The following is a 26758-nucleotide window of genomic DNA, read 5'->3' on the forward strand; positions in this document are numbered from 1 at the left end:
AGCGAGTGACTACGCGAGGCCCGCGTCGCCCGTGGAAGGCCCAGCGGCCTGCACGTCGTTGATGCGGTACTTGCGGGACGCCTCGACGACCTTGTCCTGGCCCACCTCGCCGCGCCTGGCCAGTGCGGCCAGCGTGGCGACGACGACGGACTCCGCGTCCACCAGGAAGTGGCGGCGGGCGGCCGGGCGGGTGTCGGAGAAGCCGAAGCCGTCCGTGCCCAGGGTCGTCATGTCGGTCGGGACGTACGGGCGGATCAGGTCCGGGATCGCCGACGCCCAGTCGGACACGGCGATGACCGGGCCCTGCACGTCCTTGAGCACCTGCGTCACGTACGGCACGCGCGGCTCGGCGTCCACGTGCAGCAGGTTGTGGCGGTCGGTCTCGACGGCGTCGCGGCGCAGCTCCGAGTACGACGTGGCGGACCACACGTCCGCCGACACGCCCCACTCCTCGGCGAGCAGCTTCTGCGCCTTGAGCGCCCACGGGAGGCCCACACCCGACCCGAGGATCTGGGCACGCGGGCCACCGGTCTGCGGGCCGTCCTGGTACTTGTAGAGGCCCCGCAGGAGGCCTTCCACGTCCAGGCCCTCCGGCTCGGCCGGCTGCACGTACGGCTCGTTGTAGACCGTCATGTAGTAGAAGATGTTCTCGGCGTTCTCGCCGTACATCCTGCGCAGACCGTCCTTGACGATGTGCGCCACCTCGAAGGACCACGCCGGGTCGTACGAGACCACGGCCGGGTTCGTGTGCGCCAGCAGCAGCGAGTGGCCGTCGGCGTGCTGCAGGCCCTCACCGGTCAGCGTGGTGCGGCCCGCGGTGGCACCCAGCACGAAGCCGCGCGCCATCTGGTCCGCCGCCGCCCACAGGCCGTCGCCCGTGCGCTGGAAACCGAACATCGAGTAGAAGATGTAGATCGGGATCATCGGCTCGCCCTGCGTGGCGTAGGACGTGCCGACCGCCGTGAACGACGCCGTGGAACCCGCCTCGTTGATGCCCTCGTGCAGGATCTGGCCCTGCTCGGACTCCTTGTAGGCGAGCATCAGGTTGGCGTCCACCGAGGTGTACGCCTGGCCGTTCGGGTTGTAGATCTTCTGCGTCGGGAACATGGAGTCCATGCCGAACGTTCGTGCCTCGTCCGGGATGATCGGCACGATGCGCGGGCCGATCTCCGGGTCCTTCGCGAGGTCGCGGACGAGCCGGACGAACGCCATCGTCGTGGCGACCTCCTGCTTGCCGGAGCCGCGCTTGATGCCCTCGTAGACCTTGTCGCCCGGCAGCACCAGCGCCTTGGACTTCGTGCGGCGCTCCGGCAGGAAGCCACCCAGCTGACGGCGGCGCTCCAGCATGTACTGGATCTCCTGGTTGTCCTGCCCGGGGTGGTAGTACGGCGGCAGGTACGGGTCCTTCTCGAGCACCTCGTCGGAGATCGGGATGCGCAGGCTGTCCCGGAAACCCTTGAGGTCGTCCAGGGTCATCTTCTTCATCTGGTGCGTCGCGTTGCGCGCCGCGAAGTGCTTGCCGAGCGAGTAGCCCTTGATCGTCTTCGCGAGGATGACGGTCGGCTGGCCGACGGTCTCGGTCGCCGCCTTGTAGGCCGCGTAGACCTTGCGGTAGTCGTGGCCGCCGCGCTTGAGGTTCCACACCTCGTCGTCTGTCATCGGGTCGACGAGCGCCTTCGTCCGCGGGTCGCGGCCGAAGAAGTGCTCCTTGATGTACGCGCCGTCGTTCGCCTTGTACGTCTGGTAGTCGCCGTCGGGCGTGTTGTTCATCAGGTTGACGAGCGCGCCGTCGCGGTCCGCGTGCAGCAGCGCGTCCCACTCGCGGCCCCAGACGACCTTGATGACGTTCCAGCCGGCGCCGCGGAAGAACGACTCCAGCTCCTGGATGATCTTGCCGTTGCCGCGCACCGGGCCGTCGAGGCGCTGCAGGTTGCAGTTGACCACGAACGTCAGGTTGTCCAGCTGCTCGTTCGCGGCGAGCTGGAGCAGGCCGCGCGACTCGGGCTCGTCCATCTCGCCGTCGCCGAGGAACGCCCACACGTGCTGGTCGGACGTGTCCTTGAAGCCGCGGTCACGCAGGTAGCGGTTGAATCGCGCCTGGTAGATCGCGTTCATCGGGCCGATGCCCATGGAGACCGTGGGGAACTCCCAGAAGTCCGGCATGAGGCGCGGGTGCGGGTACGACGGCAGACCGCCGCCCGGTCCGGCGTGCGAGTACTCCTGGCGGAAGCCGTCGAGCTGGTGCTCGCTCAGCCGGCCCTCGAGGAAGGCGCGAGCGTACACGCCGGGGGAGGCGTGGCCCTGGATGAAGATCTGGTCGCCGCCGCCGGGGTGGTTCTTGCCGCGGAAGAAGTGGTTGAAGCCGACCTCGTAGAGCGACGCGCTGGAGGCGTACGTCGAAATGTGTCCACCGACACCCACACCGGGCCGCTGCGCGCGGTGCACCGTCATCGCGGCGTTCCAGCGGATCCACGCACGGTAACGACGCTCCACCTCCTCGTCACCGGGGAACCACGGCTCCCGCTCGGTGGGGATGGTGTTGACGTAGTCCGTGCTGGTCAGCGAGGGGATGCCGACCTGGTTCTGGCCCGCGCGTTCCAGCAGGCGAAGCATCAGATAGCGAGCCCGCTGTTGCCCGCCGCCCTTGAGCACCTCGTCGAACGACTCCAGCCACTCGGACGTCTCTTCGGGGTCGATGTCCGGCAGGTGGGCTGCGAGACCGTCGCGAATGACACGTACCCGCTCGGGGCCTGTGTTCTGCGGGCTCAAGGTGTCTCCTCGGCTTCGTTGGCGGTACACGCGATGGCCCGGAAACCGTGCCACGCGCTCCTATCGTTGTCCTTGCGTGGCGACTTCGTCATCGCTACCGGTCGGTAGTTCTGGATCGTGTCGCTCACGCGCGCGCGATAAGAGGTATGTAGAGCGTGCCTCATGCCAGTGTAGGGATCTCCACAGGGGTACCTGTTACGGCGTGTCACGTGGTCAACAGTTGCGCCGGAGGTAGCTGACAGTGTTCGCTAGCCCGAGTAACGGACTCTGGCGGCAGTCTTAGGGCTGTCGCTCTTGCGTAGTTGGAGGAGTGAAAACCGTGGTCGCCGCGGAAGACGCCGGCAAGATCGGCGTCGCCGAGAAGCTCGGGATCGAATCGGGCATGGTCGTCCAGGAACTCGGCTGGGACGAGGACGTCGACGACGCCTTGCGTGCCGCAGTCGAGGAGCGGATCGGGGGAGATCTCCTCGACGAGGAGGCCGACGAGACCGTGAGCGTCGTGCTGCTCTGGTGGCGGGAGGACGACGGCGACCTGGTTGACGCCCTTCTCGAGGCCACCGGCGTGCTCGCCGAGGACGGCGTGATCTGGGTTCTCACCCCGAAGACCGGCCGCCCCGGCCACGTGGAGCCGAGCGACGTCGCCGAAGCGGTCCCCACCGCTGGCCTGTCCCAGACCTCCAACATCAGCGTCGCCGACGACTGGGCGGGCATCCGCCTGGTGTGGCCGAAGTCGGCCAAGGCCAAGCGCTGACCCTCATCGGGCTGACATAGGGTTGAACCACGGGCGCCTGGTGCGCTCGTGGTCCTTTGTCGCACCGGAGGGGTTTGGTTCATGGCGGTCGAGGTCGGTTCGGAGGCCCCGGACTTCACGCTCAACGACTACAACAAGCAGCCTGTGACGTTGTCGTCGTTCCGTGGCGAGAAGAACGTGCTCCTGGTCTTCTACCCGTTCGCGTTCAGCGGCACCTGCCACGGCGAGCTCTGCCAGCTGCGCGACGAACTGGCGACCTACGAGGACGAGAACGTCCAGGTGCTGGGCGTGTCCGTGGACTCCCCGTTCGCGCTGAAGGCGTGGGCGAACCAGGAGGGCTACCAGTTCCCGCTGCTGTCGGACTTCTGGCCGCACGGGGCCGTCGCGCAGTCCTACGGCGTGTTCAACGAGGCCGCAGGCATGGCGCTGCGGGGCACGTTCCTGGTCGACACCGCCGGCGTCGTCCGCTTCGCCGAGGTGAACGCGCCGGGTGAGGCCCGCGATCAGGACGCCTGGAAGAAGGCCGTAGCCTCCCTCAGGGCATGATGTAGCTGTACCCCAGCGCTTCGCGGCGCCGGGCCGGGGCGTGTAGCTCAGCGGAAGAGCACTCGGTTTACACCCGAGCGGTCGCAGGTTCGATCCCTGTCGCGCCCACCGCGATCACCTCTTTCAGGTGGAATCCCGTAACGCCGGAACGATCTCGGTCGAAGCAGCAAGGGCGTAGATCCCCGCTGCGGCGCAGGAGGTCGTCCGGTGCACGAGAGACCTGAACCACCTTCCCAGACCACCAACACCGTCGACGGCGACGCGGGGACGGTCTTCCAGCTGGGCAGCAGCCACGGCAACATCGGTGTCTTCCGCGGCAACAACTTCATGTTCAACCTCGGGCCGCGGTGGGCGGTCGTGATCATCGTGTGCCTTCTCGCGGTGGCGGCCGCTGTCGCCGTGGTGCTCGTCCGCAGCTCACCTTCCAAGCCGTCCGAACCGCTGGCGGTCGCTGTGAAGACCCTCACGGACGGTTGCCGGTTCGCCTGGGTGGCTTCGAAGTCGCCAGCGGAGCTCGAGGCGGTGTCGGACCCGTCGATCCGGTCGGACCGGTGGGCCACGTGGGAGCACACCAAGGACGGCGCACAGGCGAGCGAGGCGTCGTTCACCATCACCGCACAGGGGCACGAGGCGACCAGCAACGTCGTGATCACCGGTATCCGGGTCAAGGTGCTGGAGAGGAAGCCGCCGCTGAAGGGAACGATTCTCAGCGGTCAGTGCGGGGAGCCGGTGAACGCGCACTACATGGACGTCGACCTGGACCGGGAGCAGCCGGTCAGCTTCCCGGACGACCTGGATCCTGACGCCGCCGCCAGCCTGGCGGCGGAAGGGCTGAGGGTCGATCCGATCCGGTTCCCCTACAGCGTTTCCTCGACCCAGCCGGAGGTCTTCACCGTCTCCGCCCACACGTTGTCGTGCGACTGCACGTGGATGATCGAGCTCGACTGGTCGGCCGGGGGCAGGAGCGGCGTGCAGACCGTTGGCAACAACGGAAAGCCGTTCCGCACGACCAGCAGGCAGAACGGCGTCTACTGCTACATGTCCGAGCCCTTCTACTGCACATGATCCCTGGAACGAATTGAGACGGTGCCGTAGCTTGTTCGAGGTTCGCCATCTCCGAAGGACGACGACTACCTGTGAAGCGCAAGGGCAAGGCCGCGAAACCCGTCCCCACCACCGTTACGCAGGAGCAGGTCAAGCTGCTCGCCCTGGTCGAACAAGGAGGCGTGCACCGCGGTGCCACGCGCTGGTACCTGGAGCACCGGCCCGCCAAGCAGTGGGACTCGGACGACCTGGAGGTCCTGCGGTTGCGGGACTGGATCACGTGGGTCAGCCCCGAGCGGGCGATGGACCACGGGATGGCGGCGCCGGTCGACATCACGGCCCAGGGACGGGCCGCGCTCCGGCATCACCTGCCGGAGTGGGTGCTCGGGCGGAAGGCCATCGCTGCCGAGCCGCCGCGGTTGCCCTCGGTCGAGACGATCAGTGCGTTGGACGCGCTCCAATAGCTTTGCCGGCACGGTAGAACGGTCTTAGTCGAATCCAAACGGAGGCGAAGACCGGCCATGTCGAACTTGTTGACCGGCGGCGATTTGCGCGCACGTGACCACCACCGGATCGAGGACGACGCACGGGACGAAGGGCCTCTGCACGCCGTGACGTTGCCCAACGGCGTCGAGATGCAGGTGGTCACGGTCGGGTTGGAGCTCACCCGCCAGCTGCTCGTCGACCAGCGGCTCTCCAAGGACAGCGCGGCTCTGCAGCGCGAGATCAAGCGGCAGCTGACGGAGCTGGGCAGTACGCAGACGGATCTCGCGGGCCTGTTCGGGCCGAGCATGCTCAACAGCGACAACCCGCAGCACGCCCGGCTCAGGGCGCTCGCGGTCAAGGCGTTCAACGGCAAGGCGGTGCAGCAGCTCGCGCCGCGCATCGAGGAGATCACCGCGGAACTCGTCGGGGGGCTCGCGGAGAACGAGGAGATCGACCTCGTCGCCGAGTTGGCCGTGCCGATGCCGATGCACGTCATCGGCGAGGTTCTCGGGCTGCCGGCGGAAGATCGCGCGCACGTCCGCACGTTGATCGAGACGATGATGTCGATGGATCCCGAAGTGTCGCAGCCCGCGAGCGACGCGCTGGGCGGTTACTTCCACACGTTGCTCACGAGCAACGCCCTGGATTCCAGGTCGCTGTTCGGAGCGTTGACCACAGCCGCCGGCGACGACGGCGACCACCTGAGCCACGACGAGCTCATGGCGATGGCGCTCCTTCTCGTCGTCGCGGGCCATGAGACGACAGCGAGCCTCATCGCGAACGTCGTGCACGACGCGTTGGACAACGGCCTGTGGGAGAAAGCGGCGGCCGACTCGAACCTGGTGCCACAACTCGTCGAGGAGACGCTGCGGCACAACTCGCCGGTTCGCAGCGCCACGCACCGCATCACCACCGAGCCGGTCGAGATCGACGGCACCTCGGTCCCTGAGAACACGCTGTTGCTGATCAACCTCGGCGCCGCCGGACGGTGCCCGCAGGCGCACGAGAAGGCCGACGAGTACCGGCTCGACCGCGAGACGACCGGCCACGTGACGTTCGGCCACGGCCCGCACTTCTGCCTGGGATCGGCGCTCGCCCGGCTGGAGACCGAAACCGTGCTGCGGCACCTCACGAGCCGGTTCCCGCGCACCACCTACTCGGGCGACGAGCAGCCCGCGGTGACGCACAACGACATCATGGCCAGCCTTAAATCGCTTCCGGTCGTGCTCCGGCGCTGACACGCTGGCCTGCGTGGAGATCATCCAAGGGGGACAGGAAGACGTCGACACGGCCGCGTTGATCTGGGCGCACGCGGTCGCGAAGAGGGACGGCTACGACGAGGTTCCGTCGCTCGAAGCGGCTAGGCCCGGCGTGGAGAGCGCTCTCGCGAACGAGCCTTCGTTGCTGCTGCTCGCGCAGGAGGACGGTGAGGCCGTGGGTTTCATCGCCGGAGGTCCACAAGAGACGGACACCGCCTACATCAACTACGTGGGCGTGCATCCGGACGCGTGGGGCAAGGGCGTCGGCGAGGCGTTGCTGCGCGCGCTGCCCGATGCGTTGATCAAGAATGGATACGAGAAGGCCGAGCTGCTGGTCTACGTCGACAACGTCCGGGGCGTGCGGCTCTACGAACGCCTCGGGTGGATCAAGGTCGGCGCCCCCGTGCCGCATCCGCGCAACGGCCGTGTGGAGCAGCGCTACTCGTTTTCGCCCGCATCGTGGGACATGGGGGCGTGAGAGCGTTCAGCGGGGGATTAGGGGATCAACCCCAATGCGTCTGACCAGGGCTATCCCCAAGTCCATTTGAGACGTAACTTTTGCCTATGTCAGTGCGCACGTTCGCCGTCGTGGTCGGTCTCGCGTTCTTGCTCGGTGGGGGTGCGATCCTGTTCGTGATGCTGGCCGTCGAGGCGCCGAGCGGGTCGCTGATCCCGTGCGGCAACAGCCTGGGTCTCGGCTTCGACGAGCCCGCGGCCTCCGCGGTCAGTCCGGCCTATGTGGACATCTGTGCCGATTTGCGGCATCGCCGGCTGCTCTGGGGGCTGCCTGTCATCGCGGTGGGCGTACTCCTGCTGATCGGCTCTTTGGTCGGTTCCCGACGGCCTACTCGCCGGTAAGGTCGCGGCATGACGTGGATGGTCTACGGCGCCAACGGCTACACCGGACGCCTCATCGCCGAGCTCGCGGTCCAGCGCGGGGAACGGCCGATCCTCGCCGGTCGCTCCCACGAGAAGGTCGAGCCGATCGCCGCCGCCCTCGGGCTGGAGCACCGGGCGTTCGACCTGAGCCAGGCGCGGGCGCATCTCGAGGACGTCGACGCCGTCGTGCACTGCGCGGGACCGTTCGCGCACACGTCCACCGCGATGGTGGACGCCTGCCTGAGGACCCGCACGCACTACCTCGACATCACGGGTGAGATCGACGTCTTCGAGTCCATCGGCGTGAGGGACATCGACGCGCGCAAAGCCGGCATCGTGCTGTTGCCCGGCGCCGGGTTCGACGTCGTTCCCACGGACTGCCTGGCCGCGATCCTGAAGAACGCCCTGCCGTCCGCGACGCACCTCGACCTCGCGTTCGTCGTCGGGGGAGGAGCGAGCGCGGGCACGACCAAGACGTCCGTCGAGGCCGCCGCCGTGGGTGGGCGGATCCGCGTGAACGGCGACTTGAAGAGCGTTCGCATCGGGCACCGGAGGCGCACCGCCTACTTCCGGTCCGGGCCGCGCGAGGTCGGCAGCATCCCGTGGGGCGACGTGAGCACCGCCTACCGTTCGACCGGCATCCCGAACATCACGACGTTCACCACCGTGCCGGGCGTGCTCGGCCAACTGCAGCAGGTGTTCGCGCCCGTGTTGCAGACACCCTTCGTGCAGAGCGTCGCGAAGACCGTCGCCGGCAAGGTGAAGGGCCCTGACGAGCGCAAGCGCGCCAACACCAGGGCCGAGGTGTTCGGTGAGGCGTGGGACGCGCAGACGAAAGTCGAATGCGCGATCACCACCCCGAACGCCTACAGCCTCACGGCGGACTCCGTGCTCCGCGCCATCGGCAAGATCAACGGCGTGGCGCCCGGCTCGCACACTCCGTCCAGCGCGTTCGGCGCCGACTTCGTGCGCGAGCTCGACGGCGTCGTCGCGGGCGAGGTCCGCTTCAGCTGAGTTATAGCCTCTAACTTCTTCTGAAGCCTCTAACTGCTTCTAGAGGTGCTCGCTACTTCTTGAGGTGCTTGGCGACGCTGTCGACGACCCCGCCGACGGCGTCCTTCACCTTCTCCACGCCGTCCTTCACGGCCGCCTTCGCCTGGTCGGCGCGACCCTCGTTCGCGAGCTGGTCGTCACCGGTGACCTCACCCGCGGTCTCCTTGGCCTTGCCGCCGAGCTCTTCCGCCTTGTTGCCGATCTTGTCCGACAGCGACATCGCGTCCTCCTGAGCTGGTTGGTCTGACGCCTGTTCGATGCCCGTTCCCGCAGCTTCGTCACGCCACGGTCGGGTGAAAACCGGGTGAGAGCGATCACGGGTGGGAAATCAGGGAACCGCGTGACGTTCCGCGTTCGAACGTGTCCATCGGGCGACGAAGCAAATTGGGCGGGGGGTGTGCGCATGAGCGTGGCCGAAGCAGCCGCACTCGACGATGCCACGCTGGTGGCAAGGTCCCGTGACGGCGACGTGAGGGCATATGAGCAGCTCGTGCGCCGTTATCAGGGTCCGATGTACCGGCTGGCGTTGCGCATCGTGGGCAGCACCGGCGACGCCGAGGACGCGGTGCAGGACGTGTTCCTGACCGCGTGGCGGCGACTCGGGCAGCTCAACGACGACGCGGCGTTCATCGGCTGGCTCTACCGCACCACCACCAACCAGTGCCTGAACGTGCTGCGCAAGCGCAAACCGCACGCCGACACCGAGCTCGACGAGCACGAGTCGCCGGCGCCGCGCACCCGGCCCGACCGCGCGGTGGAGGTGAGCGCGCAGCTCGACGCGCTGCAGGCCGCACTGCGCGGCCTCACTCCAGAGCAGCGGGCGTGCTGGGTGCTGCGCGAGGTCCACGGCCGGTCCTACGACGAGATCGCCGCGGCGATCGGCACGACCCAGCAGTCGGTGCGCGGCAGGCTCGCGCGGGCACGGGCACAACTCGCGGAGGTGATGGCGCCGTGGCGGTGACGTCCGACTACGTCCTGCCGTGCGGGCGGGACGTAGAAGAGGTCTGGGAGGCGATCGACCTCTCCGACGAACACACGCGCTCGTGTCCGCACTGCGGTGCGGTGCGGGAGAGTCTGCTGGTTCTGCGCGAGGCGACCGCGGAGATGGTCAACGAAGAGGTCGAGCCGCCGTTCGACCTGGTCAGCCGCGTGATGTCCGCGGTGCGCGCCGACGTGCGGCGGTCCGACGTCGTGCCGTTGCCCGGCGACGGGCTGGCCCGGATCAGCACGCGTGCAGTCGCGGCGGTGCTGCGCTACGCGGCGGACGGTGTGCACGGCGTACGTGCGCGGGGATGCCGTGTCGTCGAAGCGCCGGAGTCGACCGGCACGGATCCGGTGATCGAGGTCGAACTGAGCATCGCGATCACCGCCGGCCAGGTCACGCACCAGGCGTACGACGAGGTGCGGCGCAGGGTGCTGGCCGCGGCCTCCGCACGGATCGGTGTGCGGCTCGCCCGCCTGGACCTCGTCGTGTCCGACGTTCTCGAAGGATGAGCGAGTGATCGAAACAGTCGTGTCCGCTCCGGCGGTGGCGGCGGTCGCGGTGCACGCGGCCGAGCGGGTCGCCGGCGTGCGCGTGCAGCCGGGTGTGGCCGGCCTGGTGAGTTCGGTGGTGCGCGCGGCGAGGCAGCAGATCAAGGGATTGCAGCCCGCGCCGGTGGAAGGCGTGCGGGTGCGCTGGTCGGGAACGGCCGCGGTGCTGGAGGTGGACGTGGTGATCTCGGGTCAGGACCAGGCCGCCGCCGTGGCCCGTGCCGTGCAACGGTCGGTGCGCGCACTCGTGCCGGAACTGACCGGCGTCGAGGTGGAGTCCGTTCTCGTGACGATCGTGGACGTCGCATGGTGATCGTGACGGAGTTGTTGAAGGCACTGGAGAAAGTCGACGGGCTTCGGCCGTCGGTGCCCGAGCCCGCGCGCTCGTGGATCTCCTGGGACGTCGACGCATTGGCCGTCGACGTCGAGGACGAACTGGTGTGCGTCCGCGTCGTCGCCACCCGGCTGCCGCTGGCGCTCACCGAGGCCTGCATGGCGATGAAGTCCGTTCTCCTTGGCACGCAATGGGAAACGGCCGTCGTGCGAATCGTGGTGACCGATGTGGACAAACGTGCCCTCGATCACCTGAACGGGTCGTGACGAATCGGTCGCAGGCGGTGTCTCTCTGATGTGAACGCTTCGAAGGAAGGGATTGCGATGAGCACGCAGACTGTGGAGAAGAACGGTGTCGTGGCCGGGAAACTGGTGACCGACAAGGGATCCACCACCATCGCGGACGTCGTCGTGCAGAAGGTCGCCGGCCTCGCCGCGCGGGAGATCCGGGGCGTGCACGCGCTGGGCGGCGGCGCGACGAGGGCGCTCAGCGCGTTGCGCGACCGCATCCCCGGCGCCACCGCGAGCGCGGGCCAGGGCGTGTCGGTCGAGGTCGGCGAGAAGCAGGCCGCGGTCGACCTGGAGCTCGTGGTCGAGTACGGCGTGCCGATCGCGGATCTCGCGAAGTCGGTGCGCACCAACGTGATCACGGCGATCGAGCAGATCACCGGCCTCGAGGTCGTCGAGGTCAACATCAACGTCAACGACGTGCACATCCCGAGCGACACCGAGGGCGAAGAGCCCGAAACCGCTCGCGTGCAGTGAAAGGAACCGCGATGAGCACCACCGCATTGGGCCTGCTGACCGGGCTGGCGCTCGGCCTGGCCGCCGCGTTCGGGGGCTTCAGCGCGTTCCTGCTCGTGCTCGTCTTCGGCGCGCTCGGCCTGGTCGCGGGCCGGGTCGCCGAGGGCAAGCTCGACCTCGCGCAGTTGCTGGGCAGGGATCGGGACTGACGATGACCACACCGCTCGCCGCCGCCCAGCCAGGTGTGACCCAGCCTGATGCGGCCCAGCTCGGTAGGGCCCAGCCTGGTAAGGCCCAGCCTGGGTTGACCACCGTCGCGGACCGCGCGGTGGGCCGCATCGCCGGGCGTGCCGCCATGGAGGTCCCGGACGTGCTCGACTGCGCGGTCACCGCACGGGTGACCGGGGGAGTGGCGACGCTCGACGCGCGCCTCGACCTGCGTTACCCGGCACCGGTCGCGTCGACCGCGGCGCGGGTGCGTGCCCACCTGGTCGAACGGGTGGCCGCGCTCACCGGCCTGCGAGTGTCCGTTGTGGACGTGTCGGTCGGCGTGCTGCGCGCGGACACGGCTCCGGTGAGGAGGGTCCAATGACCCGCCGCTCCCGCCGGGCCCTGCCCGCCACGCTCACGGCGCTCGTCCTGCTGGCCGCGTCGGTCGTGGTGGCGGTGTGCGCGATCCAACTGGCCGTGGGCGAGACGCCCCTGCTGCCGTACGACTCCCTGGCCGGACTGCTGCACGACACGACGTGGTCGGCTCAGGAGGTGGTCGTGGCGGGCGGGGTCGTCGCGGCCATCGGACTGGTGCTGCTCCTCGTCGCGGTCGTGCCAGGCAGGGCCCGGACGGCGGCTTTGGACCAGCACACCGCGGTGTCGGTGCGCGGTCTGCGCAACGCCCTGCGGTCCGCCGCCGTCGTCGACGGCGTCGAATCCGCCGCTGTGAAGGTGCGCCGCCGCCGGGTTCGCGCGGTCGTGCGCACCCGGCGCGCCGTGGTCGACGGCCTGGATGACGCCGTCCGCGCGGCCGTCGAACACCGAGTCGGCGAGTTCGCCCTCGCGCGGCCGCCGCAGGTCGTGGTGCGGGTCAAGGCACTCAGGAGCACACCGTGAACCGATTCCTCCTCGGCCTGCTGGGCCTGGTGCTGGTGCTGGCCGGCGCCTCCGCGCTCGCCGTCCACTACGGCTACGTGCCGCAGGTGGACCGCTCCGCCGCACTGATACCCGGCACAGCGCTGCCGCCGACGTGGGTGCTGTGGGTGATCGCGGCCGCGGCGGTGGTCATCGCACTGCTGTGCCTGCGCTGGCTCACCGCCCAGATCCCGCGCCGCAAGGTCGCGTCCTGGCGCTGGGCCGACGAGGCAGGCACCACCCGCATCACCACGGCCACGGCCACCGCGCCGTTCGCCGAAGAGATCACCGCCTACCCCGGTGTGCGCAAGGTCGAGGCCGCGCTGACCGGTCCGCACACCGCCCCACGCCTGGCCCTCGTCGTCCGCGCCCACGGCGACGCAGATCTGCGGGGGATCCGCCGCCGCATCGACGACGAGGGCCTGCCACGCCTCCGGGAAGCGCTCGCCGCGCCCGACCTCCACGCCACCGTGGAGTTCCGGATGTCGCCCACGAAGGCCGACGCCCGCGTGCACTGATATATCGGTTATGCAAAGAACGTTTGCGGACGTCCGCAAACGTTCTTTGCATCCGGATGCAAAACAGCTGGTCACCCTGCGTGGGTGACCAGCTGATATATCGGTTGGTTCGCCGTTCGCTCCGCTCAGCGCGGGGCGAGCAGGCTCGTGATCTCCTGGGACGCGGACACCGTCAGCAGGTGCTGGAGGTTCTCCGGGAGGTCCTCGCCGCGCTTCTGCTTCGCCTGCGCGTACAGGCGGCCGGCGCGGTAGGAGGAGCGGACGAGCGGGCCCGCCATCACGCCGAGGAAGCCGATCTCCTCGGCCGTCTCCTTGTGCTGGACGAACTCCTCGGGCTTCACCCAGCGCTCGACCGGGTGGTGCCGCGGCGACGGGCGCAGGTACTGGGTGATGGTGATGATGTCGCAGCCCGCGTCGTAGAGGTCGGAGAGCGCCTCCGTGACCTCCTCGGGGGTCTCGCCCATGCCGAGGATCAGGTTCGACTTGGTGACCAGGCCGAACTCGCGGGCCTTGGTGATCACCTCGAGGGAACGCTCGTAGGTGAACGCCGGGCGGATGCGCTTGAAGATCCGCGGGACGGTCTCCAGGTTGTGCGCGAGCACCTCGGGACGGGACTCGAAGACCTCGGCCAGCTGCTCCGGGACCGCGTTGAAGTCCGGGATCAGCAGCTCGACGCCCGTGCCCGGGTTCATCTCGTGGATCTGGCGGACGGTCTCCGCGTACAGCCACGCGCCGCCGTCCTCCAGGTCGTCACGGGCGACGCCGGTGACCGTGGAGTAGCGCAGGCCCATCGCCTGGACGGACTCGGCGACCCGGCGCGGTTCGTCGCGGTCGAGGTCGGCGGGCTTGCCCGTGTCGATCTGGCAGAAGTCGCAGCGCCTGGTGCACTGCTCACCGCCGATCAGGAACGTGGCCTCGCGGTCTTCCCAGCACTCGTAGATGTTGGGACAGCCGGCCTCTTCGCAGACCGTGTGCAGGCCTTCGCGTTTGACCAGACTCTTGAGCTCCCGGTACTCGGGGCCCATCTTCGCCCTGGTCTTGATCCACGAGGGCTTCTTCTCGATCGGCGTCTGGCTGTTGCGGACCTCGAGCCGCAGCAGCTTCCGACCCTCAGGTACCACAGTCACGTCCTCACCCTACGCTGCGCGCTCAAGTGTCCGGGGTCACGCACTCCCAGGTCAGGCTAAGCGCCAGAACCGGGCTCCCGGTGGAGCGCTCGTTGTTCACGATCTGTTGTTCACGCAGGTCGCGTCGGACATGAACAACACTTCCTGACTGAAGATGTTCCCGGCCCGGAGGTGACGACCGGGCCTCGTCGGCGCCTTCCCACTCCCCCCAGGCGAGGGCGCCGACACCCCTACGGAAGATCTGGAGCGATTCCGGTCAGCTTGATCGTGAGTTCCCAAAGGCGGTTCGCGGCCAGGTCGTCACGGGCGGCGGCGGTCATCCCCGCGACGGACGGGTGGCCGCGCAGGCCGTTGAAGCCGCCGGGCCCGTAGTACGCACCGCCGTGTGCCTCGGGTGAGGTCGCCGCGTAGAGCTGGGGCAACGCGCCCATCTCGACGGACTGCGAGAACAGGCCGAAGAGCTTGCCGCCGGCCCGCATGACGACCGACCTGTGCGCGTCGGCCATGTTGTTGGCCAGGTCGGTGGCCGTCATGCCGGGGTGCGCCGCGATGGACGTCACGTCCGGCGAACGGCGTTCCAGCTCGCGTGCGAACAGCAGGTTCGCCAGTTTCGACTGGCAGTAGGCGCTGCGGGCGCTGTACGAGCGGCGTTCCCAGTTCGGGTCGTCGAAGTTCATGCGGCCGTACTGGTGCATCAGCGACGACACGGTGACGACGCGCGCGCCTGGGCTTCGACGCAGCGCCGGGAGCAGCAGGAACGTCAGCGCGGCGTGGCCCAGGTGGTTGGTGCCGAACTGGCGCTCGAAGCCGTCGGCGGTCCGGCCGTTCGGGACGGCCATGATGCCCGCGTTGTTGATGAGGACGTCGAGCTTCTCGACCTTCTCCGCGGTCGTCTCGGCGGCCGCGCGCACGGAGGCCAGGTCGGCGAGGTCGAGTTCGAGGACCTCGGCCGACCCCTTGACGGCGCGGCGCGCGGTCTCCCCGCGCTGGACCGAGCGACAGCCCATGATCACGTGGGCGCCCCTGGCCGCGAGCACCTGGGCGGTGCGCAGGCCGAGACCGGAGTTCGCGCCGGTCACCAGGACTGTGCGGCCGGTCTGGTCGGGGATGTCGGCTTCGGTCCAACGACTCATGGAGTCATTCCTACCGTCCGGTAGCTGCCGAGCGACAGGTGTGTGTCGAGCACCGCGCGCAACACCGGTTCCTCGGCGGCGAGTTCGGCGGTGACGCGGCCCTCGTCGACGTGGCCGTTCAATCCGGCGTTCTCCATGCGGGCGGTCAGCTTGTTCTGCCAGCGGTGGTCGAGTGCCAGCAGCAGTTCGTGCAGTGAGCCGAAGACGTCCGGATCCACGATCAGCGGCGCGGACGGGTCGCGGCGGGCGTCGCGCAGGACGGCGTCGAGCGCGTCGCGGCGACGGTAGTGGTCTGCCCAGCCCATGTCTCGTACCCCCGGTTTCTCGCATACCCTCGGTATGACACGAACATACCACCGGTACGTACCGTCGGTATGTGAGATACGTTTCGGTCGTGCGAACTCGACGCTCCGAGTACTCGGAGTCGACCAGGCAGGCGTTGGTGGACAGCGCCGTCGACCTCTTCACCAAACGCGGCTACGCCGGCACCTCGCTCGACGAGGTCGTCAAACGCGCCCGCGTGACGAAAGGTGCGCTCTACCACCACTTCAGCGGCAAGCAGGCGTTGTTCGAGGCGGCCTTCACCCAGGTCGAGACCCGCTCGATCGCCTCGCTGACCGCGGTGATCACGGCGGACGGCGACGCCTGGGAGACCGCTGTCGCCGGTCTGCGCGCGTACGTCCGCAAGTGCCTCGAACCGGAATACCAGCGGATCATCGTCCACGAGGCGCCAGTGGTGATGGGCTGGGAACGCTGGCGTGAGGCGGAGGAGCAGTTCAGCTTCGGTCTGCTTCGCACGGCCGTGCAGCTGCTCGTGGACGCCGGTGAGATCGAGGAGGCGCCGGTGGAGATCATGGCCCGGCTGCTGTTCGGCGCGCTGTCCGCGTGCGCGAGCACCATCGCGAGCTCGTCCGATCCGAAGCGCACCGGGCGTGAGGTCGAACGCGCGATCCTGCGTGTTTTGGAAGGTCTGCGCAAGAAGTAGTCGAGTTCGGCCCTAGTGGCCGGGCGGAGCGTCGATCACCACGCGGACAACAGAGGTGGTCGGCATCATGATCGAACCTGTCAACACGCGCCTGGGACTCGACGGCAAGATCGCAGTTGTCACGTCGGGAACGCACGGGCTCGGCCTCGCCATCGCGAGCAAGCTCTGCGACAACGGCGCCCATGTCATCCTGACGACATCCGACGAGGACAACGTCGACCTGGAGCGCGCGAAGACCGTGCTCGCGGGCAAGCCCGGCTCGGTGACGGTCACCAAGCTGAACATCCACGACGAGCACTCGGTCCGCTCCCTGCTCGACCAGGTCAAGCAGGACCGCGGACAGCTCGACGTGTTCGTGCACCACGCCGTGTCACCGGACCTCACGCCGTTGCTGAACATCGTGGAGCCGCTCGCCAAGGCTCTCGTCGACGGCGGCCGCGTGGTCATCGCCGGCTACACGGTGACACCGGTGCACGGCGTGATTCGGACGCTCGCGCTGGAAATGGCTTGGTACAAGGTCGCGGTCAACGCCGTTGTCACCACCGTTGTGGACAACGGCCCCATGAACATCGATCCGGACCTGGTGGACCGGCTCGCGATCAAGAGCCCGTCCGGTCGCGTCACCCTGCCGCAGGACATCGCGAACGCCGTTTCGTTGCTCTGCACCGACGAGGCCGCGTGGATCCAGGGTCAGGTGATCACCGTCGACGGCGGCCTGGAACTGCTGGAGCGATGGGGCGAGACGCGCTGAGTCATCTCCGTGATGATCACTTCGGAGCCTGCTTCAGGGGCCGAATCGCTTGTACCGCTTTGTGCTCGGGCAGTGCTCGAGTCGTCCCGGTACTCGATTCGGTCCCTGAGCTATCTGTGAGCGACTGGTGACCCCTGGTCATCCGCCGATTAACCTCATTAATTGCTCCTAGCGCATTTGGAGTAACGCTCGGCGCACCCGGACTCAATGCTTGTCCTGCATGGTCACCGAGTGTAAGACTCGAAATGGTGACCTGGGGGCAAGCAAGGGGGTCGGATGATCAGAGTGCTACTAGCCGAGGACGTGCAAATGGTCCGCGGTGCTTTGGTCGCCTTGTTGAATCTTGAACCGGATATTGAGGTCGTCGCCTCTGTCGCAACCGGTGACGAAATCATCGCGGCGGTCGAGAAGAACAAACCGGACGTAGCGGTGCTCGACATCGACCTGCCGGGTATGGACGGCCTTTCCGCCGCCACCGTGATCCACGACACCGCACCGGAGACGCGCACACTCATTCTCACCAGCCTGGGCCGGCCGGGCACTCTGCGCCGAGCACTCAACGCACGCGTGAATGGCTTCATCCTCAAGGATGCTCCAGTCGGAGAACTCGCTGACGCCATTCGCGGTGTCTCAATTGGTCGGCGCGTGATCGACTCGCAGCTCGCTCTTTCCGCGTGGGACACCGACGAGTGCCCTCTGACGCCACGCGAACTGGAAGTGCTGCGACTCGCCTCCGACGGCGCGGACGCCATGGAAATCGCCACGACGCTGTTCCTGTCGGTCGGCACGGTCCGCAACTACCTGACGGCGGCGACGGCCAAGCTCGACGCCCGCAACCGGGTCGACGCCGTCCGCATCGCCCGCAAGTCCGGCTGGTTCTGAGCCGGCCCTGGGCCGGCTCGGGGCGGGGTGCTCCTGATCTTCGCCGAGCCTTCGCCGGGACCATTGCAACGAGTCTTTTGCGGACGAAGTCCAAAGACTCGTTGCTAAGGGCCAGGTCAGGGGTGTGCGGGAAGATCGTCTTTGGGGCGGACGGCGGCTGGGTGCGCCAATATATTGGTTGACCCCGGCGGCTTCGGGGCCTGAGGGTCAGGGCTCCGGGGTCGCCGGGATGGTGGCGTGGACGTGGAACGAGCCGTCGCCGATGTGGCGGGCGCTGAACGTGCCGCCGACGGCCTTGATGCGTTCGGCCTGGTTGCGGACGCCGTTGCAGTCGGCGGAGACCGGGCGGTCGGCGGCGCCGTTGTTGATGACGTCGAGCAGGATCGTGGTGCCGCGCTGGTGTACGCCGATGGTGCAGGTGCTGGCGTCGCTGTGGCGCAGGACGTTCGTGACGGCCTCGCACAGGACGGCGGCCAGGACGGTCTCCACCGGCTCCGGGAGCGGGTCGTGGGCCAGTTCGACGCTCACGTCGATGTTCGACGCCGCCAGCATCGCCTTGGCCGAGTCGGACGTGTCCGCCAGGGACAGCGGACGGTAGGCGCGGGCCAGTGAGCGCACGTCGGCCAGGGCGTGGTGGGTGATGTCCAATATGTCGGTGATGTGCTCCTGCATGAACTCCCAGCCGTGGTCCGGGCGGTCGGCGACGATCCGGTGGGCCAGTTCGCTCTTCAGCTTGATGGCGCTGAGGCTGTAGCCGAGCAGGTCGTGCAGGTCGCGGGCGACTCGGACGCGTTCGGCGGTGACCGCCGCGGTGGTGGTGACGACGGGGTCTACGACCAGAGCGGGAGTCGGCTCGGGTTCGGGTGGGGCCGGCCAGTCGCGGTGAGTCGCGAAGCCCGTGGCCAGGCCCGCTAGCAGCAGGGCGGTGGCCGTGGTGGCCATCATCGCCTCGCCGTGGGCCGCCTGGGCGAGGCCGGTCGCGACGACTGTCGCCACGAAGATGGACCAGCCCAGCGCTGGGCGCAGAACGAGGAGGGCGTTGCCGGCGACCAGGCCCGCGACACCCGTCCAGGAATAGCCGAAGAGGACGTACGGCAGGACCAGCAGTACGGCCTGGGCTGTCAGCGCGAGGTGTCGCTGGAGTGCGCTCAGACGCCGGAAATACGACACTTGCAGTAGGACAAGTACCGCTAAATCAATGACCGACACCGCCAATTCGGTGACTTCGCCGGTGAGAAGTAGCGCGCGTGTCAGGTCGGTCAGGCACACCGCGGCGAACACCGCGACGATGATCGCGCGGTATCTCGGTATCGCAGGCGAAGCATTCACGTGCCCCCCAAGAGCAAACCGCTCCAGAGCAAAGTCTGAGTGTCAACGCCGGTCAAACACCTCGCACGGCGCGCGCCCAGGCCGAATACTAGACATGCGAGAGCAGTTCGGGACGGCAACTGAATCGGTTCAGAATGCGAAGTCGCATTGACTCGCCGGTCAATGTCACGCCAATGGACGAGTATTTTTCGCAACTGTCACCGCTCGTGGTCGTTCGATTACGAGGCGGGACGGTTTGGGTTCGTTTGAGCATATGAATATCTCACGCCGGGTGCAGTAGTTCGCCATCCGAGAGTCATGGCCGGATACGTGGCGTCCGATAGCCCGCCTCAGGTGAACTTGATGGCACGACCAAGTCGTCCGCCGCTGAGCAGGGGAGGCTCCAATGGAGATCAAGGTTCTTGGACCGCTGGAGGCACGGGAGAACGGCGTCTCGATCGCGCCGAGCGCGGTGAAGCCCAGGCAGGTGCTCTCGCTGCTCGGACTGCAGGCTGGACACGTCGTCACGGTTCCGACGTTGATCGAAGAGCTTTGGGGAATGACACCGCCACGCAGCGCACTCACCACTTTGCAGACCTACGTGCTGCAGGTGCGCCGGCGCATCGAGGCGGCCATGCCGGGTGAGGGTCCCGGTGTCGCGAAGAACGTTCTGGTGACCCGCTACGGCGGCTACATGCTGGACGTTCCGCCGGAGAGCGTCGACGTCCGCAGCTACGAGCGGCTCGCGAGCGCGGGTCAGCGGGCGTTCGAGATCGGCGACCTGGAATCCGCGAGCAGGCTGCTGCGCAGTGCCGCCGAGGTGTGGCGCGGACCGGTGCTCGTGGACGTGCAGATCGGCGTCCGGCTCGGCATGGAGGTCACCCGTTTGCAGGAAAGCCGCCTCGGCGTGCTGGAGACCCGCATCGAGGCCGACCTGCAGCTGGGCAAGCACCAGTCGCTGCTGTCCGAACTGTCGGTGCTCACCGCGCAGCACCCGATGCACGAGAACCTGTGCGCGCAGTACATGCTCGCGCTCTACCGGGCCGGAAGGCAGTGGAAGTCGCTGGAGGCCTACCAGTCGCTGCGCGACACGCTGATCGAAGAGCTGGGGCTTGAGCCGTCCGAAAGGCTGCGTCAGTTGCAGCGGGCGATCCTGAGCTCCGAGCCGTCGCTCGACAAGCCGTTGTCGCCGCGCCAGCTGGAGCGCCAGCTCGCGGGCTGAAAGTTCGGGGAGCAACCGTGGATACCACCGGTGCAGGTGCGTTGATCAAGGCGCTCGAGGACGTCGGCTGCGAGGTGATCTTCGGGATGCCCGGCGGGGCGATCCTGCCCGCCTACGACCCGCTGTTCGACTCGAAGATCCGGCACGTGCTGGTGCGCCACGAACAAGGCGCCGGCCACGCCGCCCAGGGGTACGCGCAGTCGACCGGACGAGTGGGCGTCTGCATGGCGACATCAGGGCCGGGAGCGACGAACCTGGTGACGCCTCTCGCGGACGCCTACATGGACTCGGTGCCGATCGTGGCGATCACCGGCCAGGTGGCGAGGTCGGTGATCGGGACGGATGCCTTCCAGGAGGCGGACATCCGCAGCATCACGCTGCCGATCACCAAGCACAGCTTCCAGGTGCACGACCCGGCCGACATTCCGCGGGTGATCGCCGAGGCGTTCAAGCTCGCGTCATCGGGGCGGCCGGGCCCGGTGCTGGTGGACCTGCCCAAGGACGTGCTGGCCACCGCCACGACCTACACACCACCGAAGCTCGTCACGCCGTCGCGCCCGGTGCTCTCGCCGGTGCAGATCCGCAACGCCGCCCAGCTGATCGGTTCGTCCAAGCGGCCGGTGTTCTACATCGGCGGCGGCGTGATCCGCAGCGGCGCGGCGGGAGAGCTCCACAAGCTCGCGGAGAAGACCGGGATCCCGGTCGTCACCACGCTCATGGCCCGCGGCGCGTTCCCCGACTCGCACCCGCTGCACCTGGGTATGCCGGGCATGCACGGCACGGTGCCCGCCGTCGCCGCGCTGCAACGGGCCGACCTGCTGATCGCGCTCGGGACCCGGTTCGACGACAGGGTCACCGGACTGCTGCCGGAGTTCGCCCCGCACGCCGCGGTGATCCACGCCGACATCGACCCCGCCGAGATCTCCAAGAACCGCAAGGCGGACGTCGGCATCGTCGGCGACTGCCGCGACGTCATGGCAGCGCTCTCAGCGGTGATCACCCGCAAGACCGATCTCACGGACTGGTGGAACTACCTCGGCGGACTGCGCACCACCTACCCGCTGGGCTACGACTGGCCCGCCGACGGCATGCTCGCGCCGCAGTACGTGATCGAACGGCTCAGCAAGCTCGCCGGCCCGGAGAGCATCTACGTCTCGGGCGTCGGCCAGCACCAGATGTGGGCAGCGCAGTACGTGAAGTACGAACGCCCCGGCTCGTTCATCAACTCCGGTGGCGCGGGCACGATGGGCTTCGCGGTGCCGGCGGCGATGGGCGCGCAGACCGGCGCACCGGAGCGCACGGTGTGGGCCATCGACGGCGACGGCTGCTTCCAGATGACCAACCAGGAACTCGCGACCTGTGCCGCCGAAGGCATCCCGATCAAGGTCGCGATCATCAACAACGGCAACCTCGGCATGGTCCGCCAGTGGCAGACCCTGTTCTACGAGGGCCGTTACTCCAACACCAGGCTCGGCACGCACCAGCGCCACCCCGACTTCGTGAAGCTGGCCGACGCGCTCGGCTGCGTCGGCCTGCGGTGCGACAGCCAGTCCGAAGTGGACGGAACCATCCTGGAGGCGATGGCGGTCCACGACCGGCCCGTCGTCGTCGACTTCGTGGTGGGACAGGACGCCCAGGTCTGGCCGATGGTCGCCGCGGGCACCGGCAACGACGAGGTCATGGCCGCGCGGGGCATCCGGCCCCTGTTCGACGAGGAAGAGTGATGACCAGACATTCGCTTTCCCTGTTGCTGCGCAACGAGCCCGGCGCGCTGGCTCGGATCGTGGTGCTGTTCTCCAGCCGTGGCGTCGACGTCGAGTCGCTGAGCCTCGCGCCGGCCGAGCGGGGTGATCTGTCCCGCCTCGACGTCGTCGTCGAGCTGCAGCCGGGGCGCACGATCGTCCAGCTGATCAAGCAGCTCGGCCGGGTCGTCGACGTCAAGAGCGTCGTCGACCGCACGCACGACGAAGCGATCGAACTCGGCGCCTAGACACAGCACGAAGAAACGGCCGCCCCGGAGGCTTGGGGCGGCCGCTTCTCGTTGTGCCTGAGAATTCCGGGTCTCAGGCAGCTTTCGGGACGTGCTTCTCGATCACGCGGGCGTACGTCTCCAGCGTCTCGCCCGGCGACGGGCCGTCGAGCGCCTTGTGGATGCCCTCGGCGATCTCACCGTGGCGGTGCAGGTCGGCGTGTGTCAGCGTGACCTTCGTCGTCGTCGGGCCGACGACCTCGAAGTCGACCTTGATGAACGAGGCCTTCTCGTCGTCGAAGATCGGCTGCCAGTAGGGGCCGACGCGCCACGTCATCACGAGACGCTTCGGCGGGTCCCACTCGGTGATGGTGCCCCAGGCGATCTCCTCGCCGTCCGCGCCGCGCTCGAAGTAGCGCCCGCCGACGAACGGTTCGATCGTGATGGCCTGCCGGTCCTTGACGAACACGTGCGACTCCGGCCACCACTCGATCGGCTTCGACGCGAAGATCGCGAACGCCTGCTCGATCGTCGCCTCGACCGTCACCGACTTGGCGACATCGGGAGTTGAGGCCATGTGGCCCTCCTCGCGAGTTCTAGTAAGGGAGATGTCGCCTTCGACCCTGCCCGGTTTGTCTCAACCCCACCTGGAACCGGGGTCGAACCAGGACGGCTCGACCGGATGTCCAGCGGCCGCACCCATATTCGCGGTAGCGAAACCGGCAGACCGAGGAGTTGTCGTGTCCCCACTCAATGTTGCGGTCCACATCGAGGTCCAGACGTTCTACGCCCAGCAGATGCGGCTGCTCGACGCGCTGGACGTGGAGGCCTACGCCCAGACGTTCACCGAGGACGGGGTCACCGACCACGCCCACCGGGGCGAGAAGATCGAGGGCCGGGCGGCTCTGATCGCCGGCTCCAGCGCGGCGCTGCCCCGCTACAAGGGCGTCGCCGTGCGGCACTGGAACGACCACTACCTGATCGAAGAGGTCGACGAGAACACGCTGAACGTCAGCTACGCGTCGCTCGTCACCCGCACGACCGCCGAGGGCGTGGTCAGCTTCGAGCCGACCTTCTCCATCGAGGACGTGCTCGTGCGCATCGACGGCCGGCTCTACACCAAGTCCCGCACCATTCACCGCGACCTGCCCGTTCAGGCTGCGTGAAGTTTCCCAGGAGGTGACGAGGTGACTGCTCAGAACACCGGGCTCGTCGCGCTCGCGGAAAAGGCCAAGCTGATCGCCGCGGAGCACGCGGCCGACGCCGACGCCACCCGCAAGCTGGCTCCCGAGGTCGTGGAGGCACTGCGCGAGGCCGGGTTCGCGCGGCACTTCGTCGCAGCCGAACGCGGTGGCTCGCAAGGCACTTTCGCAGAACTGACCCAGGCCGTGCTCACCGTCGGACAGGGCTGCTCGGCCGCGGCGTGGTGCGCGTCGCTGTCCGCGTACTCGTCCCGGTTCGCGGGACTGCTGCCCGAACAGGGGCACGACGAGATCTGGGCGTCCGGACCGGACACGTTCATCGTGACCGGCCAGCCGCCCATGGGCAAGGGCACCGTCGTCGACGGCGGCCACCGGCTCAGCGGCCGGTGGACCTACGTCAGCGGCGTGGACTTCGCCGACTGGGCGTTGCTGTGCGGCATGGTCGGCGAGGAAGGCCGGTTCTTCGCACTGCCGCGCAAGGACTTCACCATTCTCGAGACGTGGGACAGCGTCGGCATGAAGGCCACCAGCAGCCATTCGGTCGTGGTGGACGACGTGTTCGTGCCCGCCCACCTGTCGCTCAACCGGGCGGATCTCCTCACCGGCACCAGCTGGTCGCCGGTGCCGAGCCACAACGTCCCGTTCCAGGCGGTCGGCGGCCTCACGTTCGCCGCTCCGGCCGTCGGTGCGGCGATGGGAGCGCTCGACGCGTGCGTTTCGGTGCTGTCGGGGAAGAAGCAGGCCGTGACGTCCGCGGTCGACCTGGTCCGCGCGTCGGGTCAGGTCGAGTCGGCGAGGCTGCTCGTGGAGCAGAACGCCAGGGTGCTCGACGACCGCGAGTTCACCCCGGCCGCGATGGCGCGCAACGAGCGCAACGTCGCCTACGCGGCCGAGGTCCTGGTCGACGCGGTCGGTGGCCTGGTGCGGGCCGCCGGCACCAGCGGACTCGCGGAAGGCGGTGCGCTGCAACGGTTCTGGCGTGACGTGGTGAGCAGTTCCAGCCACGTCGCCCTGCGGTACGAGACCGCGTCCGTGCGCACCTATCCGGCGTCGCTTTACGGCTGACCCCGGACTCGAAAGGCCCTGGTGCCCACCTCCCCGGCACCAGGGCCTTCGGCGTGCGCGCGAAACGCTCCGCCGCGACCTGACCGGGACTCAAGCGGAGGGGATCACCCTGAAGGTCATCGACCGGCAGTCGTTTTTCAGGCAGGGGGTGGGACCTCGTTCAACTCGACCGGCTTTCACCGACGAGTAGTCCTGACCCATCGCCTGTCGTGCGCAGCGAAAATAAGTCACTTGAGGAGAAATCGTGACCTCCACCAATACCAATCCCGACCTGGAGTCGCCACCGGCGACTGCCGCTGCGCAGGCGGCTGAGGTCGTTGACGCGCCTTCGGCGGCTGACCCGCGCCGCTGGATCGCGTTCATCATCATGACCGTGGCGACGTTCATGGACATGCTGGACGGCAGCATCGTCAACGTCGCGCTTCCCGCGATCCAGCACGGCATGGGCGCGAGCTTCGTGCAGCTGCAGTGGATCACCGCCGGTTACGTGTTCGCGTTCGCGCTCACACTGATCACCGGTGGGCGTCTCGGCGACATCTACGGCCGTCGCCGCATGTTCCAGCTCGGCGTGCTCGGCTTCGTGCTCACGTCGTTCCTGTGCGGCATCGCGGTCAACCCCGAGATGCTCGTGATCTCCCGTCTGGCCCAGGGTCTCGCGGCCGGCCTGATGGTCCCGCAGGTCATGTCGATCATCCACGTCACCTTCCCCGACAAGGAGAAGGGCGCGGTCTTCGCCATCCAGGGCACCATCGGTGGCCTCGCCGCCACGATCGCGCCGCTCGTCGGTGGCGTGCTCGTCGCCGCGAACGTCTTCGACTGGGGATGGCGGACGATCTTCCTGGTCAACGTCCCGATCGGCCTGATCGGGTACGCGCTGGGCTGGAAGTACATCAACGAGTCGAAGGCGCCGAGCCGGATCAGGCTCGACCTGATCGGTGTCGTCATCGCGACCGTCAGCCTCACCGCCCTGCTGTTCCCGCTCACCTTCGGCCGCGAGCTGCACTGGCCGGCGTGGGGCTTCGTGCTGATGGCCGCGTCCGTCGTGGGCTTCATCGGCTTCGTCGCCTACGAGCGTGCCAAGCAGCGCAAGGACGGCATGCCGCTGGTTCCGCTGAGCCTGTTCAAGTCCCGCAGCTTCTCCGCGGCCCTCGCGCTGATGCTGGGCATGTTCTCGTTCACCGGCATGTTCATGCTGGCCCTGTACCTGTTCCTGCAGGAGGGTCTGGGCTTCTCGCCGCTGCGGACCGGTGTCACGCTGCTGGCGTTCTGCATCGGTGCCTTCATCACCGCGTCGGCCTCGGTCATCGCGCTGGTGCCGAAGTTCGGTCGCGCCGTCCTGCAGGTCGGTGCCGTCGTGATCGCCGTCGGTGTCGCGGTGCTGCTGTTCTCGGTCAGCCCCGACATCACCAGCTGGGGCCTCGTGCCCGGACTGCTGCTGATCGGTCTCGGTTTCGGTATGACCGCGACGCCTATCGCGCTGTTCGCCCTGCAGGAGGTGCCGCACGAGGACGCGGGTGCGGCATCCGGCCTGATCAACACCAAGCAGCAGCTCGGTTTCGCGGTCGGCATCTCGGTCGTGACGCTGGCGTTCTTCGCGCCGCTGGCCTCCCACGGCGCCGCCAACGCGGAGTCGCTGGCCCCGCAGGTCCGCCAGGAGCTCGTGACCGCCGGTGTCGCCGACGCCAAGGCCACCGAACTCGCGGGTGCCTTCCAGACCTGTGCCGCCACGACGTTCTCCGGTACGCCGGATGCTGCGGCGTGTGGCGCGGTCCAGGCCGACCCGCAGGCCAAGGCGATCGCCGACAAGTACTCGCACCAGGCCGCGGGCCAGTCCTTCACGGACGCGTTCCGCACCACCCTGTACGTGGGCTTCGGCTTCGCCGCACTGGCGTTGCTGCTCGCCTCCTTCCTGCCTCGCTGGCTGAAGCAGGAGGAGTGGGGCGCGCCGGCCGAGGAAGGCGCCGAAGAGGGCTCTGAGGAGACCGCCAAGGCGTAGTTCCCTCCCGCTGGAATCCCTGAGGCCCCAGGCGATCCGCCAGGGGCCTCAGGCCGTTTCAGGGCTTGGACACGGCAA

At 68.1% G+C, this 26758-nt stretch carries 32 protein-coding genes, 1 tRNA gene and 1 pseudogene; 27 read left to right on the forward strand and 7 right to left on the reverse strand.

The annotated features are described in order from the left end of the window. Nucleotides 1-9: 9 nt before the first annotated feature. Nucleotides 10-2769: a pyruvate dehydrogenase (acetyl-transferring), homodimeric type gene (gene aceE, locus ACIQF0_RS41695; protein ID WP_360042217.1), complete on the reverse strand. Its 2760-nt coding sequence runs from the start codon at nucleotides 2767-2769 to the stop codon at nucleotides 10-12. A 319-nt stretch (nucleotides 2770-3088) separates the two neighbouring features. On the opposite strand from aceE, the gene ACIQF0_RS41700 reads away from it, so the two are divergent. The 9 genes from ACIQF0_RS41700 (at nucleotide 3089) to ACIQF0_RS41740 (ending at nucleotide 8748) form a co-directional block, all read left to right on the forward strand. Beyond that, nucleotides 3089-3520 carry a DUF3052 domain-containing protein gene (locus ACIQF0_RS41700; RefSeq protein ID WP_191305365.1) on the forward strand — a complete coding sequence of 144 codons (432 nt, stop codon included), beginning with the start codon at nucleotides 3089-3091 and terminating at the stop codon, nucleotides 3518-3520. An 81-nt stretch (nucleotides 3521-3601) separates the two neighbouring features. Further along, nucleotides 3602-4066: a peroxiredoxin gene (locus ACIQF0_RS41705; protein WP_401039481.1), complete on the forward strand. Its 465-nt coding sequence runs from the start codon at nucleotides 3602-3604 to the stop codon at nucleotides 4064-4066. 36 nt (nucleotides 4067-4102) lie between these two features. Further along, nucleotides 4103-4174, forward strand: a tRNA-Val gene (locus ACIQF0_RS41710). 99 nt (nucleotides 4175-4273) lie between these two features. Then, nucleotides 4274-5131 (forward strand): hypothetical protein, encoded by an 858-nt coding sequence (locus ACIQF0_RS41715; protein ID WP_401039484.1) that lies wholly within the window; start codon nucleotides 4274-4276, stop codon nucleotides 5129-5131. 71 nt (nucleotides 5132-5202) lie between these two features. Further along, on the forward strand, nucleotides 5203-5574 hold the full coding sequence (locus tag ACIQF0_RS41720) for a hypothetical protein (RefSeq protein WP_401039487.1): 372 nt from the start codon (nucleotides 5203-5205) through the stop codon (nucleotides 5572-5574). 57 nt (nucleotides 5575-5631) lie between these two features. Then, nucleotides 5632-6834: a cytochrome P450 gene (locus ACIQF0_RS41725; protein WP_401039490.1), complete on the forward strand. Its 1203-nt coding sequence runs from the start codon at nucleotides 5632-5634 to the stop codon at nucleotides 6832-6834. A gap of 13 nt (nucleotides 6835-6847) precedes the next feature. Further along, complete coding sequence (locus tag ACIQF0_RS41730; protein WP_401039493.1) at nucleotides 6848-7333, forward strand: GNAT family N-acetyltransferase; 486 nt, start codon at nucleotides 6848-6850, stop codon at nucleotides 7331-7333. 86 nt (nucleotides 7334-7419) lie between these two features. Then, nucleotides 7420-7713 (forward strand): hypothetical protein, encoded by a 294-nt coding sequence (locus ACIQF0_RS41735; RefSeq protein WP_093600715.1) that lies wholly within the window; start codon nucleotides 7420-7422, stop codon nucleotides 7711-7713. A 9-nt stretch (nucleotides 7714-7722) separates the two neighbouring features. Next, complete coding sequence (locus ACIQF0_RS41740) at nucleotides 7723-8748, forward strand: saccharopine dehydrogenase NADP-binding domain-containing protein (RefSeq protein ID WP_360042236.1); 1026 nt, start codon at nucleotides 7723-7725, stop codon at nucleotides 8746-8748. Between the two features lie 52 nt (nucleotides 8749-8800). On the opposite strand, the gene ACIQF0_RS41745 is transcribed toward ACIQF0_RS41740, so the two are convergent. Next, nucleotides 8801-9007 carry a CsbD family protein gene (locus tag ACIQF0_RS41745; protein ID WP_401039498.1) on the reverse strand — a complete coding sequence of 69 codons (207 nt, stop codon included), beginning with the start codon at nucleotides 9005-9007 and terminating at the stop codon, nucleotides 8801-8803. 183 nt (nucleotides 9008-9190) lie between these two features. Between ACIQF0_RS41745 and ACIQF0_RS41750 the strand changes: the two genes are divergently transcribed. The 9 genes from ACIQF0_RS41750 to ACIQF0_RS41790 are packed head-to-tail and all read left to right on the forward strand — an operon-like array spanning nucleotide 9191 to nucleotide 13040. Beyond that, nucleotides 9191-9748: an RNA polymerase sigma factor gene (locus tag ACIQF0_RS41750; protein WP_401039501.1), complete on the forward strand. Its 558-nt coding sequence runs from the start codon at nucleotides 9191-9193 to the stop codon at nucleotides 9746-9748. Continuing rightward, nucleotides 9739-10281: an Asp23/Gls24 family envelope stress response protein gene (locus ACIQF0_RS41755; protein ID WP_401039503.1), complete on the forward strand. Its 543-nt coding sequence runs from the start codon at nucleotides 9739-9741 to the stop codon at nucleotides 10279-10281. Before ACIQF0_RS41750 ends, ACIQF0_RS41755 begins: the two co-directional genes overlap by 10 nt. Nucleotides 10282-10285: 4 nt before the next feature. Then, nucleotides 10286-10633 (forward strand): Asp23/Gls24 family envelope stress response protein, encoded by a 348-nt coding sequence (locus tag ACIQF0_RS41760; RefSeq protein ID WP_360042242.1) that lies wholly within the window; start codon nucleotides 10286-10288, stop codon nucleotides 10631-10633. A gap of 2 nt (nucleotides 10634-10635) precedes the next feature. Next, the gene (locus tag ACIQF0_RS41765; RefSeq protein WP_401039506.1) at nucleotides 10636-10920 is read left to right on the forward strand and encodes a hypothetical protein; all 285 of its coding nucleotides are present in this window, start codon (nucleotides 10636-10638) and stop codon (nucleotides 10918-10920) included. Nucleotides 10921-10977: 57 nt separating this feature from the next. Then, complete coding sequence (locus tag ACIQF0_RS41770; RefSeq protein WP_360042248.1) at nucleotides 10978-11418, forward strand: Asp23/Gls24 family envelope stress response protein; 441 nt, start codon at nucleotides 10978-10980, stop codon at nucleotides 11416-11418. Between the two features lie 11 nt (nucleotides 11419-11429). Next, nucleotides 11430-11606 carry a hypothetical protein gene (locus tag ACIQF0_RS41775; RefSeq protein ID WP_093600157.1) on the forward strand — a complete coding sequence of 59 codons (177 nt, stop codon included), beginning with the start codon at nucleotides 11430-11432 and terminating at the stop codon, nucleotides 11604-11606. A gap of 2 nt (nucleotides 11607-11608) precedes the next feature. Further along, nucleotides 11609-11989, forward strand: coding sequence for an Asp23/Gls24 family envelope stress response protein (locus ACIQF0_RS41780; protein ID WP_401039510.1), 381 nt, complete (start codon nucleotides 11609-11611; stop codon nucleotides 11987-11989). Further along, nucleotides 11986-12504 carry a DUF6286 domain-containing protein gene (locus tag ACIQF0_RS41785; RefSeq protein WP_401039512.1) on the forward strand — a complete coding sequence of 173 codons (519 nt, stop codon included), beginning with the start codon at nucleotides 11986-11988 and terminating at the stop codon, nucleotides 12502-12504. The genes ACIQF0_RS41780 and ACIQF0_RS41785 overlap by 4 nt, the downstream gene beginning before the upstream one ends. Next, entirely contained in the window at nucleotides 12501-13040 is a 540-nt protein-coding gene (locus ACIQF0_RS41790) for an alkaline shock response membrane anchor protein AmaP (protein ID WP_401039513.1), read from the forward strand. Before ACIQF0_RS41785 ends, ACIQF0_RS41790 begins: the two co-directional genes overlap by 4 nt. 125 nt (nucleotides 13041-13165) lie before the next feature. Here the strand turns inward: ACIQF0_RS41790 and lipA are convergent, their stop codons facing one another. The 3 genes from lipA to ACIQF0_RS41805 all read right to left on the reverse strand — a co-directional run bounded on the left by lipA (nucleotide 13166) and on the right by ACIQF0_RS41805 (nucleotide 15605). After that, nucleotides 13166-14167: a lipoyl synthase gene (gene lipA / locus ACIQF0_RS41795; protein WP_319978467.1), complete on the reverse strand. Its 1002-nt coding sequence runs from the start codon at nucleotides 14165-14167 to the stop codon at nucleotides 13166-13168. Nucleotides 14168-14397: 230 nt separating this feature from the next. Continuing rightward, the gene (locus ACIQF0_RS41800; protein ID WP_401039517.1) at nucleotides 14398-15300 is read right to left on the reverse strand and encodes an oxidoreductase; all 903 of its coding nucleotides are present in this window, start codon (nucleotides 15298-15300) and stop codon (nucleotides 14398-14400) included. Beyond that, the gene (locus ACIQF0_RS41805; RefSeq protein WP_401039520.1) at nucleotides 15297-15605 is read right to left on the reverse strand and encodes a hypothetical protein; all 309 of its coding nucleotides are present in this window, start codon (nucleotides 15603-15605) and stop codon (nucleotides 15297-15299) included. The genes ACIQF0_RS41800 and ACIQF0_RS41805 overlap by 4 nt, the downstream gene beginning before the upstream one ends. Nucleotides 15606-15694: 89 nt before the next feature. Here ACIQF0_RS41805 and ACIQF0_RS41810 point away from each other — a divergent pair, with 89 nt between their 5' ends. The 3 genes from ACIQF0_RS41810 to ACIQF0_RS41820 all read left to right on the forward strand — a co-directional run bounded on the left by ACIQF0_RS41810 (nucleotide 15695) and on the right by ACIQF0_RS41820 (nucleotide 17918). Next, nucleotides 15695-16285 (forward strand): TetR/AcrR family transcriptional regulator, encoded by a 591-nt coding sequence (locus ACIQF0_RS41810; RefSeq protein ID WP_360042265.1) that lies wholly within the window; start codon nucleotides 15695-15697, stop codon nucleotides 16283-16285. A 67-nt stretch (nucleotides 16286-16352) separates the two neighbouring features. Next, nucleotides 16353-17036, forward strand: coding sequence for an SDR family oxidoreductase (locus ACIQF0_RS41815; RefSeq protein WP_360042268.1), 684 nt, complete (start codon nucleotides 16353-16355; stop codon nucleotides 17034-17036). A 276-nt stretch (nucleotides 17037-17312) separates the two neighbouring features. After that, a complete protein-coding gene (locus tag ACIQF0_RS41820) occupies nucleotides 17313-17918 on the forward strand; it encodes a DNA-binding response regulator (protein ID WP_093600134.1) in 606 nt (201 codons plus the stop codon). 207 nt (nucleotides 17919-18125) lie between these two features. Here the strand turns inward: ACIQF0_RS41820 and ACIQF0_RS41825 are convergent, their stop codons facing one another. Beyond that, nucleotides 18126-19088 carry a sensor histidine kinase gene (locus ACIQF0_RS41825; RefSeq protein WP_401039524.1) on the reverse strand — a complete coding sequence of 321 codons (963 nt, stop codon included), beginning with the start codon at nucleotides 19086-19088 and terminating at the stop codon, nucleotides 18126-18128. A 544-nt stretch (nucleotides 19089-19632) separates the two neighbouring features. Here ACIQF0_RS41825 and ACIQF0_RS41830 point away from each other — a divergent pair. From ACIQF0_RS41830 to ilvN, 3 genes and pseudogenes are all read left to right on the forward strand, one after another. Continuing rightward, nucleotides 19633-20448 carry an AfsR/SARP family transcriptional regulator gene (locus ACIQF0_RS41830; protein WP_030474542.1) on the forward strand — a complete coding sequence of 272 codons (816 nt, stop codon included), beginning with the start codon at nucleotides 19633-19635 and terminating at the stop codon, nucleotides 20446-20448. 5 nt (nucleotides 20449-20453) lie between these two features. After that, nucleotides 20454-22172: pseudogene (locus ACIQF0_RS41835) on the forward strand (acetolactate synthase large subunit); the annotation flags it as partial. After that, the gene (gene ilvN, locus ACIQF0_RS41840; RefSeq protein ID WP_093600125.1) at nucleotides 22172-22438 is read left to right on the forward strand and encodes an acetolactate synthase small subunit; all 267 of its coding nucleotides are present in this window, start codon (nucleotides 22172-22174) and stop codon (nucleotides 22436-22438) included. The pseudogene ACIQF0_RS41835 and the gene ilvN, both read left to right, overlap by 1 nt. Nucleotides 22439-22511: 73 nt before the next feature. On the opposite strand, the gene ACIQF0_RS41845 is transcribed toward ilvN, so the two are convergent. Beyond that, entirely contained in the window at nucleotides 22512-22994 is a 483-nt protein-coding gene (locus tag ACIQF0_RS41845) for an SRPBCC domain-containing protein (protein ID WP_093600122.1), read from the reverse strand. A 163-nt stretch (nucleotides 22995-23157) separates the two neighbouring features. Between ACIQF0_RS41845 and ACIQF0_RS41850 the strand changes: the two genes are divergently transcribed. The 3 genes from ACIQF0_RS41850 (at nucleotide 23158) to ACIQF0_RS41860 (ending at nucleotide 26680) form a co-directional block, all read left to right on the forward strand. Then, nucleotides 23158-23583: a nuclear transport factor 2 family protein gene (locus ACIQF0_RS41850; protein WP_401039528.1), complete on the forward strand. Its 426-nt coding sequence runs from the start codon at nucleotides 23158-23160 to the stop codon at nucleotides 23581-23583. A gap of 21 nt (nucleotides 23584-23604) precedes the next feature. Next, on the forward strand, nucleotides 23605-24684 hold the full coding sequence (locus tag ACIQF0_RS41855; protein ID WP_360042280.1) for an acyl-CoA dehydrogenase family protein: 1080 nt from the start codon (nucleotides 23605-23607) through the stop codon (nucleotides 24682-24684). Between the two features lie 244 nt (nucleotides 24685-24928). Next, nucleotides 24929-26680, forward strand: a complete 1752-nt coding sequence (locus ACIQF0_RS41860) for a DHA2 family efflux MFS transporter permease subunit (RefSeq protein ID WP_401039530.1) — start codon at nucleotides 24929-24931, stop codon at nucleotides 26678-26680. The last annotated feature ends 78 nt before the right edge of the window (nucleotides 26681-26758 follow it).

The organism is Lentzea sp. NPDC092896, from assembly GCF_044754905.1.
GTDB lineage: Bacteria > Actinomycetota > Actinomycetes > Mycobacteriales > Pseudonocardiaceae > Lentzea.